Origin of the sequence: Nonomuraea fuscirosea (assembly GCF_035917475.1) — a bacterium.
Classification (GTDB): Bacteria; Actinomycetota; Actinomycetes; order Streptosporangiales; family Streptosporangiaceae; genus Nonomuraea; species Nonomuraea fuscirosea.
The window spans coordinates 8335560-8353866 of the sequence record NZ_CP109074.1; the positions used below are offsets into that span (position 1 = coordinate 8335560).

14 protein-coding genes are annotated in these 18307 nt (G+C 71.4%); 1 reads left to right on the forward strand and 13 read right to left on the reverse strand.

Features of this window, described 5'->3' with window-relative positions:
* Positions 1-225 precede the first annotated feature (225 nt).
* From OIE67_RS37880 to thrC, 11 genes are all read right to left on the reverse strand, one after another.
* Complete coding sequence (locus OIE67_RS37880; protein ID WP_326629553.1) at positions 226-585, reverse strand: hypothetical protein; 360 nt, start codon at positions 583-585, stop codon at positions 226-228.
* A complete protein-coding gene (locus OIE67_RS37885) occupies positions 585-3689 on the reverse strand; it encodes a hypothetical protein (protein ID WP_326629554.1) in 3105 nt (1034 codons plus the stop codon). The genes OIE67_RS37880 and OIE67_RS37885 overlap by 1 nt, the downstream gene beginning before the upstream one ends.
* Before the next feature lie 265 nt (positions 3690-3954).
* Positions 3955-4602, reverse strand: coding sequence for an L-threonylcarbamoyladenylate synthase (locus OIE67_RS37890; protein ID WP_106248158.1), 648 nt, complete (start codon positions 4600-4602; stop codon positions 3955-3957).
* A 119-nt stretch (positions 4603-4721) separates the two neighbouring features.
* Positions 4722-5576 carry a peptide chain release factor N(5)-glutamine methyltransferase gene (prmC, locus tag OIE67_RS37895; protein ID WP_106248156.1) on the reverse strand — a complete coding sequence of 285 codons (855 nt, stop codon included), beginning with the start codon at positions 5574-5576 and terminating at the stop codon, positions 4722-4724.
* Positions 5573-6625: a peptide chain release factor 1 gene (gene prfA / locus OIE67_RS37900; RefSeq protein ID WP_326629559.1), complete on the reverse strand. Its 1053-nt coding sequence runs from the start codon at positions 6623-6625 to the stop codon at positions 5573-5575. Before prfA ends, prmC begins: the two co-directional genes overlap by 4 nt.
* A gap of 85 nt (positions 6626-6710) precedes the next feature.
* On the reverse strand, positions 6711-6929 hold the full coding sequence (gene rpmE / locus OIE67_RS37905) for a 50S ribosomal protein L31 (RefSeq protein ID WP_106248153.1): 219 nt from the start codon (positions 6927-6929) through the stop codon (positions 6711-6713).
* A gap of 154 nt (positions 6930-7083) precedes the next feature.
* Positions 7084-7719, reverse strand: coding sequence for a response regulator transcription factor (locus tag OIE67_RS37910; protein WP_326629563.1), 636 nt, complete (start codon positions 7717-7719; stop codon positions 7084-7086).
* A gap of 59 nt (positions 7720-7778) precedes the next feature.
* Positions 7779-9047 (reverse strand): sensor histidine kinase, encoded by a 1269-nt coding sequence (locus OIE67_RS37915; protein ID WP_326629566.1) that lies wholly within the window; start codon positions 9045-9047, stop codon positions 7779-7781.
* A 142-nt stretch (positions 9048-9189) separates the two neighbouring features.
* Complete coding sequence (rho, locus tag OIE67_RS37920; RefSeq protein WP_326629568.1) at positions 9190-11256, reverse strand: transcription termination factor Rho; 2067 nt, start codon at positions 11254-11256, stop codon at positions 9190-9192.
* A gap of 457 nt (positions 11257-11713) precedes the next feature.
* The gene (gene thrB / locus OIE67_RS37925) at positions 11714-12619 is read right to left on the reverse strand and encodes a homoserine kinase (RefSeq protein ID WP_326629570.1); all 906 of its coding nucleotides are present in this window, start codon (positions 12617-12619) and stop codon (positions 11714-11716) included.
* Positions 12620-12658: 39 nt separating this feature from the next.
* Positions 12659-13717 carry a threonine synthase gene (gene thrC, locus OIE67_RS37930; RefSeq protein ID WP_106248146.1) on the reverse strand — a complete coding sequence of 353 codons (1059 nt, stop codon included), beginning with the start codon at positions 13715-13717 and terminating at the stop codon, positions 12659-12661.
* A gap of 246 nt (positions 13718-13963) precedes the next feature.
* Here thrC and OIE67_RS37935 point away from each other — a divergent pair, with 246 nt between their 5' ends.
* Positions 13964-15364, forward strand: a complete 1401-nt coding sequence (locus OIE67_RS37935; RefSeq protein WP_326629573.1) for a glycosyltransferase family 2 protein — start codon at positions 13964-13966, stop codon at positions 15362-15364.
* Positions 15365-15398: 34 nt separating this feature from the next.
* Here OIE67_RS37935 and OIE67_RS37940 read toward each other — a convergent pair whose 3' ends face one another.
* Positions 15399-17153, reverse strand: a complete 1755-nt coding sequence (locus OIE67_RS37940; protein ID WP_326629575.1) for a glycosyltransferase — start codon at positions 17151-17153, stop codon at positions 15399-15401.
* Complete coding sequence (locus OIE67_RS37945) at positions 17150-18235, reverse strand: glycosyltransferase family 2 protein (RefSeq protein ID WP_326629577.1); 1086 nt, start codon at positions 18233-18235, stop codon at positions 17150-17152. Before OIE67_RS37945 ends, OIE67_RS37940 begins: the two co-directional genes overlap by 4 nt.
* Between the last annotated feature and the right edge of the window lie 72 nt (positions 18236-18307).

Sequence of the window (18307 nt, forward strand, 5' to 3'; positions counted from 1 at the left end):
CGGGCATGCACGTCCCGGCGTCTCGGACGGGGCAGACACGTCCCGGCCCGGACGGACGCCTCCCAGGCGGGTCGGACGCCTCCCAGGCGGGGCGGACGTGTCTCATACAGGGAAAGCCCGCCCCCAACCGCGCATGCGCGTCTCATACGGGGAAGGCCCACCCCTCCGGCCGCACTGGCGCGTCCCATGCGAGAAAGGCCCACCCTCCGGCCGCCAGGACGTGTCTTAGGCCGGGAAGGCGTGTGGTGCGTCCGCCTTTGACGGCACCCATCGGGGCGTACCGGCCGCCTCGTCGCTGATCGCCGTGAGCACCGAATGGCGGTAGAGAGACAGTCTCGTCCGCCACTCGCGCATCTCCTCGACGTAACGCTCGCCCACCGGGGCATCCCACGTCTGAGGGCTGCTGGCCAGGCCGTACGCCTTGTCGAGGGCCGCTCTGAGCGCGTCAAGCTGGGGCAGCACGGCCTTCCACGCCACGACCAGGCGCTCGTATTCGGGATTGAAGTACTGAGGGGCGGCCAGCGGTCCACCGGGCGGAGCCTCGGCGGGGCCCTTCTCCCGGGGCGCGGGCGGGTCGGCGTACATCACGAACTCCTCTCCGGCCGGCCCGGACCGACCTCACCCGGCGGACCGTCCGGCCTGATGTCCTCGGGGGCCCACTCGCCCTTGCCGTACTCGCCCGGCGGGATCTGCACGGACGGCATCTCCTGGGGCGGGATGTCACGGTGGTCGTCGATCACGGTCCTGAGCGCATCGAGATCAAGCGGCGCCGCCTCTGCCGACACGACATCACTGCCGTCATGCGCCCATGGGCCGCCCTGGGTGGCCGCGGTCTCGGGACCGGGGTTCACGTCGTAGGCGATCGGCAACACCCGAACGGGACTCCCGGCCGACTGCCCGGGCGTCTCCCCAGGCCCGATGCCGTATACCGCCGCGCCTTCGCCCGCCCTTTCACCTGCGACTGTGCCGTACACGGCCGTGCCGTCACCGGTTCTTTCGCCTGGTCCGATGCCGTATACCAGCGCGCCTTCGCCCGCCCGGACGCCGCCGGTCCTGGAGTCGGTCTCCGTCGGCGTTCCCGAGCCGCCGGTCGGCGCGCCGCCGGGGGGATCGACGGACGGGTTGGTCGGTGGGATCGTGACGGGCCGATCCTGACCGCCCGTGCCACGATCACTGGTGCCCTGACCACCAGCACCCCGATCGCCGGTCCCCTGACCTCCCGCACCACGGTCACCGGTGCCCTGGTCGCCGGGGCCTTGACCGCCTGCGCCTCGATCGCCCGTTCCCCGATCACCGGCACCGTGGTCACCGGTCCCTTGACCACCAGCGCCCCCGTCACCGGTCCCCTGACCTCCCGCACCACGGTCACCGGTGCCCTGGTCGCCGGGGCCTTGACCGCCTGCGCCTCGATCGCCCGTTCCCCGATCACCGGCACCGTGGTCACCGGTCCCTTGACCACCAGCGCCCCCGTCACCGGTCCCCTGACCTCCCGCACCACGGTCACCGGTGCCCTGGTCGCCGGGGCCTTGACCGCCTGCGCCTCGATCGCCCGTTCCCCGATCACCCGTTCCGCGCTCGCCGGTGCCGCGGTCGCCGGTGCCCTGGGCGTCGCCGGTGCCCTGGCCTGGTCGGTCTCCCGTTGGACGGTCGGGGGTGGTGTCCTTGCCTGGCTCGCATGCCCCGTCGGTGCCCGTGCCGCGTGGGTCGTCGGTCGGCGCGGGGGTGCCCGAGGCGCCCGACGCTGTGCCGTCACCCGAGGCCGAGCCATCGTGCCAGCCCGTTCCCTCCGATGAGGAGCCGCCACCGTAAGAGGCGTCCGTTGACCTGGAGCCACCGTCGTAGCCGGCGTCACCTGGTGCGGAACCACCGCCATAGGTCGTCGTGTCCACTGATGCGGAACCGCCACCGTAGGTCGTCGTGTCCGCTGTCGCGGAGCCCCCGCCGTAGGACGTTGTCGCAGATGTGGAGCCGTCGCCGTAGGACGTTGCCGTGGTTGTTGAGTCGCCGGCGTAAGGCGTGTTCGCCGTGGTGGAGGTGCCGCTCACGGTCGCGTTCGCTGTGGTGGAGGTGTCTGTTGCCGGGGTGTCTCTTGGTGGGAGGGGCACTGATTCGCTGCCCGCGTTGGGTCTGCCTGCGTCGATCGAGCCGGCGGGGCCGTCCGGGCGGATCGTGCGTTCCGACCACTCGCCCTTGCCGTACTCGCCGGCCGGGATCTCCACGCTCGGCATGTCCTGCGGCGCTATGTCCCGGTGGTTCTCGATCACCGTTCTCAGCGCGTCCAGGTTCGGTGGGTTCGCTGCGGCGGAGACAACATCGCTGCCGTCGTTGGCGTACCCGCCGACGTTCGTGACGTCGGGACGGTCGGCCGTGACCTTCGGCATGTCGGCCGGTTGGACGTCCCGGGAGTTCTCCAGCATGTCCTCGACCGCCGCGGCCGTGGGCGGGTCGAGCGGCACCTGCAGCACCTTGACCCCGTCGACCACCACGACCTGCGGCTTGGTGGCCTCATGGCCGTCCCCGACGGGAGTGCCCGTCGCAGCGCCACCGGTCTCACCACCGGTGCCCTGCCCGGTGTCGCCGCCCTGGCCGACCCCACCATCCCGCCCGGCACCGGTGTCGCCGTCCTGACCTATGCCACCATCTCGCCCGGTTCCGGTGTCCTGACCGGTGTCAGTGCCCTGGCCGTTCCCACCGCTGCCGTCGCCCTGACCGATCCCGGTCCCCTGGCCCATGCCATCGCCCTGGCCGACACCCGTACCTTGGCCGGCGCCGTCACCCTGGCCCACGCCCGTGCCCTGGCCAGCGCCATCGCCTCGGCCTACCCCAGTGCCCTGGCCGACACCCGTACCTTGGCCGGCGCCGTCACCTCGGCCGGCGCCTTCGCCTTGACCGGCACCGTCACCCTGGCCGGCTCCCGTGCCCTGACCGACTCCTGTGCCCTGACCGACTCCTGTGCCCTGACCCGTTCCCGTGCCCTTGCCGGTTTCGCAGTCCTGGCCGGTGCCCGTGCCCTGGCCCGTCCCGCCGTCCTGGCCGGTGCCCGTTCCGGTTCCCGTTCCCTGGTCGGATCCTGCGCCCTGACCGCCGCCTACTCCCTGACCTGCGCCGTCGTCCCGCCCGGTGCCCCTGCCCTGACCCGCGTCGTCGATCTGGCCGACTCCCGTGCCCTGGCCGACTCCTGTGCCCGTCCCCGTCCCGGTGTCCTTGCCCGTCCCGCGATCCTGGCCGGTCCTCGCGCCATCGTCGTCGTCGCAGGTCTTCCCGTCGGAGTCGCCTCTCCCGTCGGCACCCGTGTTCCCATCGGCGCCCGTCTTGCCGTCATTGCCAGGTCTGCCGTCAGTGCCGGTTTTGCCGTCCGCGTCAGGCTTGCCGTCCGCACCGGTCCCCGTCTTCCCGTCCGTGCCGGTGCCGGTCTTGCCGTCACTACCGGTCTTGCCGTCCGTATCGGTGCCAGTCTTGCCATCGGTACCGGTCTTGCCATCCGTGTCGGTGCCGGTCCTGCCGTCCGTGCCCGTCTTACCGTCCGTGCCCGTCTTACCGTCGGTACCGGTCTTGCCGTTCGTGTCCGGGTTTGTTTCGGTGCCTGTGCCGGGGCCGCCGGGGCGGGGGGTGTCGGGGCCGGTGCCCGTCTTGCGGGGGTCGACCCGTTTCTCCAGTTCCCCCAACCGCCCGTTGACGTCCTTCACCATCACGTCGATCCGTTCGGCGATCTGGACGGGACGGTGCGTGGTCTGGGTGGGCAGCCCAGCGGTGCGCATGGCGCCCCTGACGCGGTCCTCGACCTCGCGCATCCGCGTGGCCGCCTGTCTCACCTCGGCCAGCAGTTCGCGGACCAGCTTGGGATCCATGCCGTCGTACTTGCCCATGGGCCACTCCCCGACGTATCGCCGCTCCGGGCCTCACCGTAATGTCGGCCCGAGCGCGATAGCGGCCGGAATAAGCAGCGGGTATACCTCAGTCGTCGGTGGCGACGTAGCCGATGATGCCGCGCAGCTTCTCCACCGGGATGGCCCCGCGACGCAGCAGCCGGGGCACGGCCGTGGTGAGGTCGAGGATGGTGGAGGGTGTGTTGTCGGTGGTCTTGCCGGCGTCGAGGTAGACCGCGACCGCCTCGCCGAGTTGCTCCTCGGCCTCCTCCGCGGTGGTCGCGGCGGGCGAGCCGGAGCGGTTGGCGCTGGAGACGGCCATCGGCCCGGTCTCCTTGAGCAGGTCGAGCGCCACCGGATGCAGCGGCATGCGTACGGCCACCGTGCCCTTGGTGTCGCCCAGGTCCCAGGAAAGGGCCCTGTTGGCCTTGCAGACGAGCGTGAGCGGCCCGGGCCAGAAGGCGTCGATCAGGTCCTGCCCGTACGCCCCCATGTCGTCCACGAGCGCTGTGGCGGCTCTGACGGTGCCCACGAGCACGGGCGGCGGCATGTCGCGGCCCCGGCCCTTGGCGTCCAGCAGGGAGTTGACGGCGGCGGGGGTGAAGGCGTCGGCGCCGATGCCGTAGACGGTGTCGGTCGGCAGCACCACGAGCTCGCCGCGGCGGACGGCGGCCGCCGCCTCCGTCAGGCCCTCGGTCCGTTGCTCGGCGTTGGAGCAGTCAAAACGTCGTCCCACGATCTCATCGCCTCGCTCCGCTCGGTGGGGAGCGGCGTTCGCGAGGCCTCCTCCTTCCTCCTGGTACGGTCGCCGGGCTTCCTGCTGGTCAGGAGGGGGCCGCGCCGCTGGCGTGAATCCTAGTCCTGGCCCAGCCTGGCCGTGACGAAGCGGTCTCTTCTCGTGAGGTCCTGGCGCAGGCGTACGTCACGCCATCCGTTGTCCTCGGGGAAGGTCAGATAGACGGCCCGGCCCTGCTCGTCGGCGTGTTCGACGGCCACCCAGCCGCCGGGGCGCAGCAGCCGGCGCGCCGTGCGCTCGACGGCGCGGACCTCGCCGAGCCCGTCGTCGCCCGAGCCGAACAGGGCCCGGGACGGGTCGTAGTCGCGCACCTCGGGATCACGCGGGATCGCGCCGGGCGGGATGTAGGGCGGGTTGGAGATGACCAGGTCGACCTTGCCGTTGAGCTCGGGCAGCGCCTCGGCGAGGTCTTCCGGATGCAGGTGGGTACGGCCCTGGCCGTGCTCGGAGATGTTGCGCTTGGCCCAGGTGTAGGCCCCGGGATCGACCTCGACGGCGTGGACCTCGGCCAGCGCCACCTCCTGGGCGATCGACAGCGCGATGGCACCCGACCCGGTGCCGAGATCGACGACGAGCGGGGCGGTGACGTCCATCTCCCGCAGCGTCTCGATGGCCCATCCGGCCATCACCTCGGTCTCCGGCCTGGGCACGAACACGCCGGGCCCGACCGCGAGCTCCAGATAGCGGAAGTAGGCGTGGCCGGTGATGTGCTGCAGCGGCTCGCGGGCCTCGCGCCGGGCGACGCCCTCCCAGAACAGCGCGTCGAACTCGGAGTCCCTGACGGTGTGCAGCTCACTCCTGCGCACGCCGTGGACGAATGCCGCGATCTCTTCCGCGTCGGTGCGCGGTGAAGGCACACCTGCCTCGGCCAGCCGGGCGGTGGCGAGCGCGATCTCGTCCAGCAGAAATGTCATGAGTGTTGTGCGAGCTTCTCCGCCATCTCGGCGTCGATGAGGGCTTGGGTGACGGCGTTGAGCTCACCGTCGAGAACCTGGTCGAGGTTATACGCCTTGAAGCCGACGCGGTGGTCGGAGATGCGGTTTTCCGGGAAGTTGTAGGTGCGGACGCGCTCGGAGCGGTCGACGGTGCGCACCTGCGACTTGCGCTCGGCCTGGGCCGCGGCCTCGGCCTGCTCCTGGGCGATGGCCAGCAGCCGGGCGCGCAGGATGCGCAGCGCCGACTCCTTGTTCTGGAGCTGGCTCTTCTCGTTCTGGCAGGAGACGACCACGCCGGTGGGCAGGTGGGTGATGCGGACCGCGGAGTCGGTGGTGTTGACGCTCTGGCCGCCGGGGCCGCTGGAGCGGTAGACGTCGATGCGCAGGTCGTTGGCGTCGACCTGGACGTCGACCTCCTCCGCCTCCGGGTAGACGAGCACGCCGGCGGCGCTGGTGTGGATGCGGCCCTGCGACTCGGTGACGGGCACCCGCTGCACGCGGTGGACCCCGCCTTCGTACTTGAGTCTGGACCACACGCCCTCGTCGCCCTTGGCCCGGATGCCGACCGTGACGTCTTTGTAGCCGCCCAGGTCGGAGGGCTGGCTGTCGATGACCTCGGTCTTCCAGCCGAGCCGTTCGGCGTAACGCAGGTACATGCGCAGCAGGTCGCCGGCGAACAGCGCGGACTCCTCGCCGCCCTCGCCCGCCTTGATCTCCATGATGATGTCCTTGTCATCATTGGGATCGCGCGGGATGAGCAGGTGCCGGAGCTTCTCCTCCAGCTGCGGGATGCGCTCCTCGATCTCGGCGGCCTCGGCGGCGAACCCCTCGTCCTCGCCGGCCAGCTCCTTGGCGGCCGTCAGGTCCTCGCGGGACGATTCGAGCTCACGGTAGGTGCCGACGATCGGCGTCAGCTGCGAGTAGCGCCGGCCTAGGGTGCGTGCCTTGTTCTGGTCGGCGTGCACGGCGGGATCGGCGAGCTTCAACTCCAGCTCGGAATACTCCTTGAGCAACTCGTCGAGATTCACCGTGGTCCCTTTTCGTGGAGTGTGGCCGTTTCACCAACAACGCCGACCCGGCGCACGCGGTGCGTCCGGGCCGGCGTGGGTGGAGCTACTTGCCCGTGGCCTTCTTGCCGAAGCGCTTCTCGAAGCGGGCCACCCGGCCGCCGGTGTCGAGGATCTTCTGCTTGCCCGTGTAGAACGGGTGGCAGGCGGAGCACACGTCGGCGTGGATCACGCCGTTCTTCGCGGTGCTGCGGGTGGTGAACGTGTTGCCGCAGGAGCAGGACACCTGCGTCACGTTGTAGTCGGGGTGGATGTCGCGCTTCATCGCTGTCCTTTCGGGGTGCGGCCGCCGGGTCGCCTTCACGCGTGGCGGGAACCGGAACCGCAAAATGGTCAGCTACCAGTGTGCCAGATCGTGCAACCATCCCAGGCCATCCGGCATTCCCTCGCGGCCCGGCGCCGGGGTGACACCAGCCCTTTCAGCGACCCAGGTACGTCAGCACGGCGAGCACCCGCCGGTGGTCCTCGGGCGCCGGCCCCAGCGTCAGCTTGGTGAAAATACCTGAAATGTGCTTCTCCACCGCGCCCTCCGTGACGACCAGCCGGGCGGCGATGGCGGTGTTGGAGCGGCCCTCCGCCATCAGCGCCAGCACCTCGCGCTCGCGCGGCGACAGCGAGTCGAGCGGAGCGCCGCGCCGCTGCCGGCTCAGTAACTGCACGACCACCTCGGGGTCGATGACGGTCCCGCCGGAGGCCACCTGACGCACCGCCTCCAGGAACTCGGCCACGTCGGCGACCCGCTCCTTGAGCAGGTAACCGACGGCCCTGCCGATGAGCTCGCCGGCGTAGCGCTCCTCGACGTACTGCGACAGCACGAGGATCGGGAAGTCCGGCCTGGCCGCGCGCACCTGCAGCGCCGCCCGCAGTCCCTCGTCGGTGTGGCTCGGCGGCATGCGGACGTCGACGATCGCCAGGTCGGGCTCGTGTCGCAGCACCGCCGTCACCAGCGCGGGCCCGTCGGAGACGCTCGCCACCGTCTCGATGCCGCCGTCGGCGAGCAGGCGCGCGAGCCCCTCGCGCAGCAGTACGGAGTCCTCGGCGATGACCACGCGCATGGCCCCATGACTACAGGGGACGACGGCAGGCTGTCCACCTCCGTCCGCCTCGGGCTCGGCTACCACTCGCAGGGCAGCTCCGCGCGGATCAGGGTCGGGCCGCCCACCGGGCTGTGCACGACCATCACCCCGTCGATGGTGGCGGCCCTGTCGGCCAGCCCGGACAGGCCCCCGCCCGGGCTGAGGAGCGCGCCGCCGATGCCGTTGTCCCAGACGTCCACGACCACGCCGCGGTAGTCCCTGATCAGGGTGACGGACGCCTCGGTGGCGCCGGAGTGCTTGGCCATGTTGGCCAGCGTCTCGGCCACGATGAAGTACGCGATGCTCTCGACCGCGGGCGGCGGCCGTTCGTCCAGTTCGACCGACACGTCCACCCGGATGGGCGCCCGCGCGGCCAGCCCCGACAGGGCGGCGTCGAGGCCGCGGTCGCTGAGGATGGCCGGGTGGATGCCTCTGGCCAGGTTGCGCAGCTCTGCGATGGCCGCCTTGGTGCCCGCGTGCGCCTGGGCGATGAGCATCCTGACCTCGTCGGGCTCGCTGTCGAACTTCGCCTGGGCCCGTCCCAGGTCCACCGCGACCGACAGCAGCCGCTGCTGGGCGCCGTCGTGCAGGTCGCGTTCGATCCTGCGCCGCTCGGCCTCGGCGGCGTCGATCCCCCTGGCCCTGCTGGCGCGCAGCCGTTCCTCCTCGTTGCCGCCGAGCAGCACCGTGGCGAGGGTGCCGTGCAGCCAGGCCATGCCGCGGACGAGGTAGGCCGTCAGCACGAGGAGCAGGCCGCCGAACAGCGCGGCGATCCAGGCCCCCGGCGCCCAGTCGCCGACCATCAGGTCGCTGTAGCCGCCGCCGGTCGCGTACACGAGGTACAGCAGCGGTTGCGCGATGAACGTGATCGAGGCGAACCACAGCCCGAACGACAACGCCACCTCGACCGCGCCGAGCGGGAGCAGCATCAGCAGGTAGCCCAGGTCCTGCCAGGTGGCGGGGTCGGACAGCAGCCAGCGCAGGTGCGCGCCGACGCCGCGCTCGGGCCTCGGCCGGTACGGGTCGGCGATCCTGACGCCGAACGCCGCGTGCAGCAGCCGGCGTTCCAGCATGGCCCCGCCGCGCCACATCAGCACGGTGGCCATGATGAGCGGCACGCCCACCCAGACGACCGACAGCGTGAGCGAGACCGGGATCGTGATGCTCAGCACGATGAACCAGCCCAGCCCGACGAAGCCGGTGACGAGCAGGTAGGGGGCCGCCCGCCAGGTCATCGGGTCGACCAGGACGCCCAGGGGCCCCTTGGGCCCGAGCGGGACGCGGTCCTTCAACGCCGCAGAACGCATGTAGTTCAGACTGCACGCGAAGGGCCCTCGCGGTGAATACGGATGACTCCCGTCACCGGGGTAGGGCTAGCCCCAGTGCCAGGCCCGCACGCGAAGGGGCGGCGGGGAAGACCCCCACCGCCCCTTCGGTGAAACGCGGACGCTAGTCGCGGTCGTTGCTCACCGTGGTCTTCTGGACCTGAAGGAGGAACTCCGCGTTGGACTTGGTCTCCTTCATCTTCTCCAGGAGCAGTTCGAGCGCCTGCTGCATGTCGAGCGCGTGCAGCACGCGACGCAGCTTCCAGACGATCTGGAGCTCGTCCTTGCCCATGAGGATCTCTTCCTTACGGGTGCTGGACGCGTCGACGTCCACCGCGGGGAAGATCCGCTTGTCGGCGAGGGAGCGGTTGAGCTTGAGCTCCATGTTGCCGGTGCCCTTGAACTCCTCGAAGATGACCTCGTCCATCTTGGACCCGGTCTCGACCAGGGCCGTGGCGAGGATCGTCAGCGAGCCGCCGTTCTCGATGTTGCGAGCGGCGCCGAAGAACCGCTTGGGCGGGTAGAGCGCCGTGGAGTCGACACCACCCGACAGGATGCGCCCGGAGGCCGGGGCCGCGAGGTTGTAGGCGCGGCCGAGGCGGGTGATCGAGTCGAGCAGCACGACCACGTCGTGGCCCAGCTCCACCAAGCGCTTGGCGCGCTCGATGGCGAGCTCGGCGACGGTGGTGTGGTCTTCGGCCGGACGGTCGAAGGTCGAGTGGATGACCTCGCCCTTGACCGACCGCTGCATGTCGGTGACCTCTTCGGGCCGCTCGTCCACGAGCACGACCATCAGGTGGCACTCGGGGTTGTTGCGGGTGAGCGCGTTGGCGATGGCCTGCAGCACCATCGTCTTACCGGCCTTGGGCGGCGAGACGATGAGACCGCGCTGGCCCTTGCCGATCGGCGAGACGAGGTCGATGATCCGCGTGGTGAGGATGTTCGGCTCGGTCTCGAGGCGCAGGCGCTCCTGCGGGTAGAGCGGCGTCAGCTTGTTGAAGTCGGGCCGGCTGCGGGCCTGCTCCGGGTCCATGCCGTTGACGGTGTCGAGGCGGACCAGGGCGTTGAACTTCTCGCGCCGCTCGCCGTCGCGCGGCTGGCGGACGGCGCCGGTGATGACGTCGCCCTTGCGCAGGCCGTTGCGGCGGATCTGGGCCAGCGAGACGTAGACGTCGTTGCTGCCCGGCAGGTAGCCGCTGGTCCTGACGAACGCGTAGTTGTCGAGGATGTCGAGGATGCCGGCGATCGGGATGAGCACGTCGTCGTCGCCGATGACGGGCTCGCTGCTGTCGAAGCGGTCGCGGCCACGGCCACGGTTGCGCTCCCTGAAGCGGCCCCTGCGGCTGCGCCCGCCGCGGTCGTCGTCGTCGCCCCCGCGCAGGTCGCCACGCTGGTCACCGCGGTCACCGCGCTGGTCGCCACGGCTGCCCGCGTCGGCGGCGGTGCGGTCGCGCTGCTCGCCGCGGTCACGGCCACCGTCACGACCGTCGCGGCCGTCACGACCGCCGTCGCGCCCGCCGTCACGACTGTCACGGCCGCTGTCGCGCCCGCCGTCACGGCTCTCGGAGCGACCGCCCTCACCGCGGTCGCCGGAACGGTCACGGTCGCCGGAACGGTCGCCGCGGTCGCCACGCTCACGACGCTCGCCGCGGCTGCGGCGCTCGCGCCGGCTCTCGCCGCGCTCGGAGCGCGTGTCGCTCTGACCGGCCTCGACCGGCTGCGCCTGCTGCTCCACCACGGTCTCGACCGGAGCCGCGACCGGCTCGGGCGCGACGGCCACGGGCTCGGCGGCGGCCGCCGGCGCCGCGGCGGCGGGCTGCGGAGCGGAGTCCTCGGCGGGCTTGGAGCGGGAACGTTCCCTGCGTGCACGGGTGGGCCGCTCCGTCGCGGGGGCCGCCTCCGTCGAAGCCGGGGCGGGCGCCTCAGCCGCGGGTGCGGCGGTCGCTGCGCCGTCTCCGGAACCGCCACCCTGCTTCTCCTGGATGGCCGCGATCAGCTGGCTCTTCCGCATGCGCCCGGTCCCGCTGATGCCCAGCTCCGCGGCCATCTTCTGCAGCTCGGGCAGCACCTTGGCGGACAGGCCGGTGCCGGAGCGACGCGCACGCGGCTTGGCCGCTGCGCGGGTGGGGGTGTCGCCGGACGCCGGCTCAGCGCCTGATGCGTCGGAGAGGAGTTCGGTGGTGTCGCTCAACTAAAAGGTCCTTCCCAGGGGTCGGGCGCCGGTTTCGTTCTCCCGGGCGTCCCGGAGGTGCTTGCGATCCGGCGGGACAGACCGGGTCGGGGTGCACTCTGCGATCTTCGGCTGTCGTCTCAGACAGCCGCCACTCTTGGGGAGGGGTTCGTCCACGCCGCCGATGGCCCTTGGCGCGTGGCTGACACCCCCCAGATTGCTGTCGCCAACCAGATGTCGAGATGATTCGAACGCGCAGATCCCCGTCGTCGCCACCTCACGTTGAGCCAACCGGGTGTGGGCCAACCGGAGGCAACGGATTCCGGGGAGACAGCCGCGCTGCTTCCGCCTCGCGACGTGAAGCATGATGCAGCGATGTATGGCTGACAAGCACGCACCCACCAAGGGGGCATCTGGTGCGGCTATCAGCCTAACATCACCAGCGCACACGGCTATTCCCTGAAGGTCTAAAGAGGTATCAGCGTGTCTCGGGGAACTGAACGTCCGCCCCAACCGGGTCGACGTCCATTTGCTGGATGTGCCAGTCATTACCCACTTCTGGCGCGATCAAATCCTGCGTATCCGAGGTCGAAAACGCAAGAACCGTGGGACCCGCTCCCGAAACGACCGCGGGCACGCCCACTGCACGGAGACGTTCTACCAGATCCGCGCTCTGCCGCATGGCAGGCGCGCGGTAGTGCTGGTGAAGGCGGTCTTCCGTGGCGGCCAGCAGGAGCTCCGGCTCCGGCCGCTGGGTCAGCGCGGCGATCAGCAGCGCGGCCCGGCCGGCGTTGAAGGAGGCGTCCTCGTGGGGCACGTCCTTCGGCAGGAGCCCCCGTGCGGCCTCCGTGGACAGCCGCGTCGACGGAACGACGACGACTGGACGGACGCGCTGGTCGGCAACCAGTTTCACCATACGCGCAACCCCGGCGTGGTCGAACCAGGCCACGGTCAGCCCGCCGGCCAGGCAGGGGGCCACGTTGTCCGGATGACCCTCCATCTCGGTGGCCAGCGCGTAGACGTCGTCGTCGGAGAGCTCACCATCGGCCAGGGCGCGCGCGGCGAGAATGCCCGCGCACACGGCGGCCGATGAGGATCCGAGCCCGCGCGCGTGCGGGATCCGGTTGTGGCAGTGCAGGCGTATCCCCTCCGGCTGGGGCACCCCCATGCGGCCGAACGCCGCGCGCATCGCCTTGACGACCAGGTGCCCCTCGCCGAGATCCACCTCCCCCGCGCCCTCGCCCACCACGGTGACGTGGACGCCGCGCTCGTCGCTGAGCGTGGCCCTGACCTCGTCGTGCAGGTTCAGCGCCAGCCCCAGCGCGTCGTATCCGGGGCCCAGGTTCGCCGAAGTGGCGGGCACACGGATGTCAACGGTCCTCATGCGTTCACTTTTCTCTCGTCACTCCCCCGTGCGCCCCCGTCAGGCGAGGTTGAGCGCCGCCGCGGCGGCGTGGACGTCGATGGGGATGACCACCGGCGCCGGAGCCCCCGAGATGGCCCAGTCGGGGTCCTTCAGTCCGTTGCCCGTGACCGTGCAGACGATGCGCTGCCCCGGCTCCACCATGCCCTGCGCGTGGGCCTGCAGCAAGCCCGCGACGCTGGCGGCCGAGGCGAGCTCGACGAACACGCCCTCCTCCTGCGCCAGCAGCTTGTACGCCGCCGCGATCTGCCGATCGGTCACCGCCTGGATGGTCCCGCCGGAATCGTCGCGGGCCGCGGTGGCCAGCGACCACGAGGCCGGGTTGCCGATGCGGATCGCGGTGGCGATCGTGTGCGGATGGGCGACGGGCGCGCCCTCGACGATCGGCGCCGAGCCGCTGGCCTGGAAGCCGAACATGCGCGGCCGCCTGGTGGCGACCCCGTCGTCGAAGTATTCCTGGTAGCCCATCCAGTAGGCCGAGATGTTGCCCGCGTTGCCCACCGGGATGCAGTGGATGTCGGGGGCGTCCCCGAGCGTGTCGACGATCTCGAACGCCGCCGTCTTCTGCCCCTGCAGCCGGAACGGGTTGACCGAGTTGACCAGCGCGATGGGATAGCTGGACGACAGCTTGCGGGTCATCTCCAGGCAGTCGTCGAACGACCCCTCGACCTGCAGCAGCGTGGCCCCGTGCACGAGCGCCTGGGCCAGCTTGCCCATGGCGATCTTCCCCCGCGGCACCAGCACGGCGCAGGTCAGCCCGGCGCGCACGGCGTAGGCCGCCGCCGAGGCCGAGGTGTTGCCGGTGGAGGCGCAGATGACCGCCTTGGCCCCCTCTTCCACCGCCTTGCTGATGGCCATCGTCATCCCGCGGTCCTTGAAACTGCCCGTCGGGTTGGCCCCCTCCACCTTCAGGTAGACGTCACACCCCGTGAGGGCCGAGACGCGGTGCGCGGGCACCAGCGGCGTGCCGCCCTCGAGCAGCGTGATGACCGGCGTCTTCGCGGTGACCGGAAGACGCTCGCGGTACTCCTCGATGAGGCCACGCCACGACCTGCTCATGATGACTCCCTACCTGCGCTGTTGGGCACCGAGTGTACGGGGTGCGGGAGACCGTCGCTGAGCCGTGTCCACGGGTCGGACTCGTCCATTGGACAGGGGCACTATTCAGGAAATTCTCAGCATCTCCCGATAAGGTCTCGGCAGGGGGTCACGACCATGAACGCGCGTCCTGCTCTGAGGCAGAACGACTATTCACCAGTGGCGGCACCGCAGCTCGGCGCCTGGTCACCCGCACTTTCCTTGAGCGTGGTGATACCCGCGCACGGCGGGCAGGACAAGCTCGATCTGACGCTGGCCGCACTGTCCGTACAGACGTATCCGGAGCACCTCACGGAGGTGCTGGTCGTCGACGACGGCAGCAGGCCGCCGATCCGGCTGCCGGAGCTGCGCCCGGTCAACACCCGTCTCGTACGGGTCCGCGACGGCTGGGGCATCTCCAACGCGGTCAACACCGGCGCCAAGGCGGCCGACGGCGAGATCATCCAGCGGCTCGACGCCGACATGGTGGCCTGCCGCGAGCACCTCGAGGCGCTGGCCCGGTGGCACCACGTGACGGACTACCTGGTCACGATCGGGATGAAGAAGTTCGTCGAGATGCCGCCCGTCACCGCCGCCCAGGTCGCCGCGGCCAAGCGGCTGGACGAGGTGTTCGACCTCGAAGGGGCCAGGGCGAGCTCGACCGAGGCCACGATCGCCAAGACCGACGGGCTGCGCAAGAGCCGCAATCCGTACCACGTGTGCACCGGACCGACCTTCGCCCTGCCCAGGGAGGTCTTCCACGCCGTGGGCGGTCTCGACCCGAACGTGGCGCGCGGCGAGGACACCGAGTTCTCCTACCGCCTCGCCATGCACGGCGTCGTCTTCGTGCCCGACTCCGATGCCCAGGCCGTACACCTGGGGCTGCCGGCCCAGCACCGCGACAGGGAGCGGGCGGTGCGGGCGGTGGAGCCGTACCTGGCGCACCGCATCCCGCTGCGCAGGGACCTGCGCAAGGACCGGGGGCGGCGGTGGCTGGTGCCGTACGTGGAGGTCGTGCTCGACGTCACCGACACCTCCGAGTCCGTGGTGCGGCAGGCGGTCGCGGCGGCGCTGGACGGCAAGCTCCAGGACGTCGTGGTGACGCTGGTGGGGCCGTGGTCGCGGCTGGACGACTCGCGCCGGTTCGCACTGTCCGACCCTTGCTTCGAGCTGCGGCTCATGCGTGACCTGTTCGCGCACGACGACCGGATCCGCCTCATCGACGAGGCCGCACCGACACCCGCGCCGACACCGTTCCGCTACCGGGGGCCGGTGGACGTGCCGCTGCACCGCGCGACGCTGGAGCGGATGATCGAGTCGGTGCAGAAGGACCTCACGGGCGTGCTCGTCGTGGACCTGCCCGATGGGCGCACGGCCCGCCTGGAGCGCACCTCGGCGCTCGGCCGCGCCGTACTGCTCACCGAGCCCGGCGACGACCTCGACGAGGTCATCGACACCACGCACGGGGTACGCCACGAGCCGCCGGACCGCTTCTGGCCCGCTCCCGCGCAGCCCGAGCCGGTCACCATCCCCGCACCGGTCAAGGTCGCGGTGGAACCGCCGGTGACGGTGGAACCGCCGGAGAAGACCCTGCTCCGCCGCCTGAAGTCCGCCCTACGCCCGAACTGACCACGCGCCGCTCCGCACGCCCTGCGCGAAGGCGTCAGCCGCGCAGGCGTTTGCGGAGGGCGCGTCTGGTGGCCGACACCACCGTGCGCAGGCTCTGCTGAGCCTGGGCGGCGCGTTCGGCGGCGGCGACCCCGCGGCGCAGCGTGCCGACCTCGCGGCGCAGCTCCACGGCCGACTTACGCCAGCGGCCCGCCTCCTCCTTCCACTTGGCGATCTGCCCGCGCAGCCGCTCGGCCTCCGCGGTCAGCCGCTCCACCTCCGCCCGCGCCTCGATCCCGGCCCGGTACGCCCCCCGCCGGCCCTGCGGCGTCCGCGCCTCGGTGGTGAAGGTGGTGAAGCCGTAGGTGTCGCCGTCCACCCAGACGACGCCCGACACCGTGTCCACCGCGTCGTCCAGGTCCTCCCCCGGCGCGGCGACCAGGCGGGCCCTGGCGAAGGCCGCGGCGCGTTCCAGGCGGGCCGTGACGACGCCTTCCGCCGACTCGCGCAGCAGCACGTTCACCAGGCCGAGACCCTCGTCGCGGGCCAGGTCGAGCAGGCGGGCGAGGGTGTCCTCGCCGGGGATCCAGCCGGCGGGCAGGCGCAGGACGTAGGGGACGGCCTGGTCCACGGCCCCGTCACCACCGGCGTGTCCCCCGCCGTCGCCGGTCGCGGCCAGGCGTACCCGGCCCTCGTGCTCGTAGTGCCCGTGGACCAGCACCAGCTCCAGCGCCGGGTCCTTGAGCGGGGCGCGACGGTCGCGGTCGAGGGTGTCCCAGGGGCCTGTCAGCAGCACGGACACATCGGGGACGGTGCCGGCCAGCAACGCGTCCACACTGGCTCGTACGGGGTCGTATCCGGCCGTTCCGTCCACGACCGCGGTGACGTACGGCACCTTCCACTGCCGTCCGGGATGGCCCCTCAGCCAGCGGTAGGCCGGGATGCGGTCGGCCACGAACGCGTGACTGACCCGATCGATGGGCTGCTTGTCGCGCATCCGCATCGTCGGGCCGAGATGGTAGGCGCGGGCCGCCGGCTCCGGTACGAAGACCGCGCCCGCCTGCCACAGCCGGTAGCCCATCTCGGTGTCCTGGCCGAGGACGAGATCGTCGTCCATCGGTCCCGCCGCCGCGATCAGCCGGGCGTTGACCGAGGTCGCGCCGCCGACGTGCAGGCTGAAGGGGCGCTGCGGGTTGGCGGTGAGGCCGTCGGTGCGATCGACCAGGTCCACGATCCAGGCGTGCGGCTCGGCCGGCTCGAAGTACGCGTCGAGGTCGGCGGGCAGCTCGGCGGGCAACGCGGTCTCGGTGAACCTGAGGTAGCCGGTCACCACCGCGTAGGGCGCCGCGTGGTGCCAGCGCATGTGCGCCTCGATCGCGCCCGGCGTCAGCACCACGTCGGAGTCGAGCCAGTGGATCACCTCACCGGTCGCCGCGGCCAGTCCGGCGTTCCGCGCGGCGGCCCGGCCGGGGCGTTCGCAGCCGATCAGCCGGGTGGCGGCGGGGCGTTCGGCGGGCAGCCGGAGCGGCGGCTCACTGCCGTTGTCCACGACGACGACCTCGGTCAGCTCCGCCGGGTACGTCTGCCTGGCCAGCGCGGCCAGCACCAGATCGAGCTCACGCTGGCCACCGTAGGCCGGGATGACCACGCTGACCGTCATGGCCGGCGTGAAGTCCTCCCCCGGCACGTCGAGCACCCGATAGTCGTTGCCCCGCACCCGCCCGGCCGACGCTGACCGGCCTGCCGGTAACCGGCTCTCGGCGCCCTGCTTCTCCGGGTGCTCTGCGGAGCCGTCTCGGACGGTGGTCATGCGGCTTCCATGAGCAGGCTCGGGCGGAAGCCGCGCCACTGGTTGACGGCCACCTTGAGGAAGTGGGCCAGGGGCAGTTGCCAGGTGTGGTCGCCGCTGAGGCCCCGGCGCAGGACGTAGCCGAGACCATGGGTGCGGTAGATGCGGGCTCCGGCCTGCTCGGCCGCCTTCAGGAACTCGCGGTCGACGGCTTGCGGCAGGGCGGGAAAGCCGCCTATTTCGTGAAATTTCGCCCGAGGCACCATGATCGTGCCACCGGCGACATGGTCGGAATAGACCTCACTCGGATAACTCGCCCCACTGGCGAACGTCGTGCGCCTGATAGTCGCCCGCAACGGCTCCAGGTAGAAGAACTCCGCCGTCGTGCCCACCACGTCGGCCCCCGCGTAGGTGAGCGCCATGAACAGGTCGGCCAGATGGCGCGGCCCGTACCAGTCGTCGTCGTCCCACTTCGCCACGAGGTCGCCGCCCGCGAGCGCGGCGGCCTGGTTGAGCACCTCGCCGAACGGCACGGACGCGTCCGCCTCGACCCACCGCACGGGCAGGGAACAGGACTCGACCGCCTCGCGCACCTGCTCGAACGCGACCCCGTGCAGGCCCAGCAGCACCTCCGCGGAGACGTCGCGCTGGCGCTCCATCTGCGCCAGCGCCGCGCCGACGAACGCGGGCCGCCTGGTGGCCATCACGATGCTCACCTGCGGCACCGCCGCCAGCGGATGGGCGAGGCGGCGCAGGCGTACGCTGTGCTCCTCGCGGCGCAGGTCGGCCAGGCAGCGGGCGGTGCCGTCGGCGGTGTGGGCGAGCCACTCACGGTCGGTGAGCACGTCGGCCAGGCCGGCGGGGACCCAGGGCGCGGCGCGCTCGGCGGTGAGCGGCACGCCGGCGGCGGCCAGGCTCAGCAGGCCGTCGAGCGGCACCGGCGCGTCCGGCCACTCGATCTCCAGTCCGCGCAGCGGACGCAGGGCGCCCACGTCGGGCGGCTGCCCCTCGACCGCCCAGCCGGCCCCGAGGTCGCCCGCCCAGTGCAGGCGGGCCGGCTCCTTCTCCGGCGAACGCGCGAAACCGCAGGGGGTGGGGGACATGGACGAGGCGCTCCTGACCGCTCGGCAACCGATCGGCGCCTACCCTACGCCCGTTCCACCACCCGGCGGACG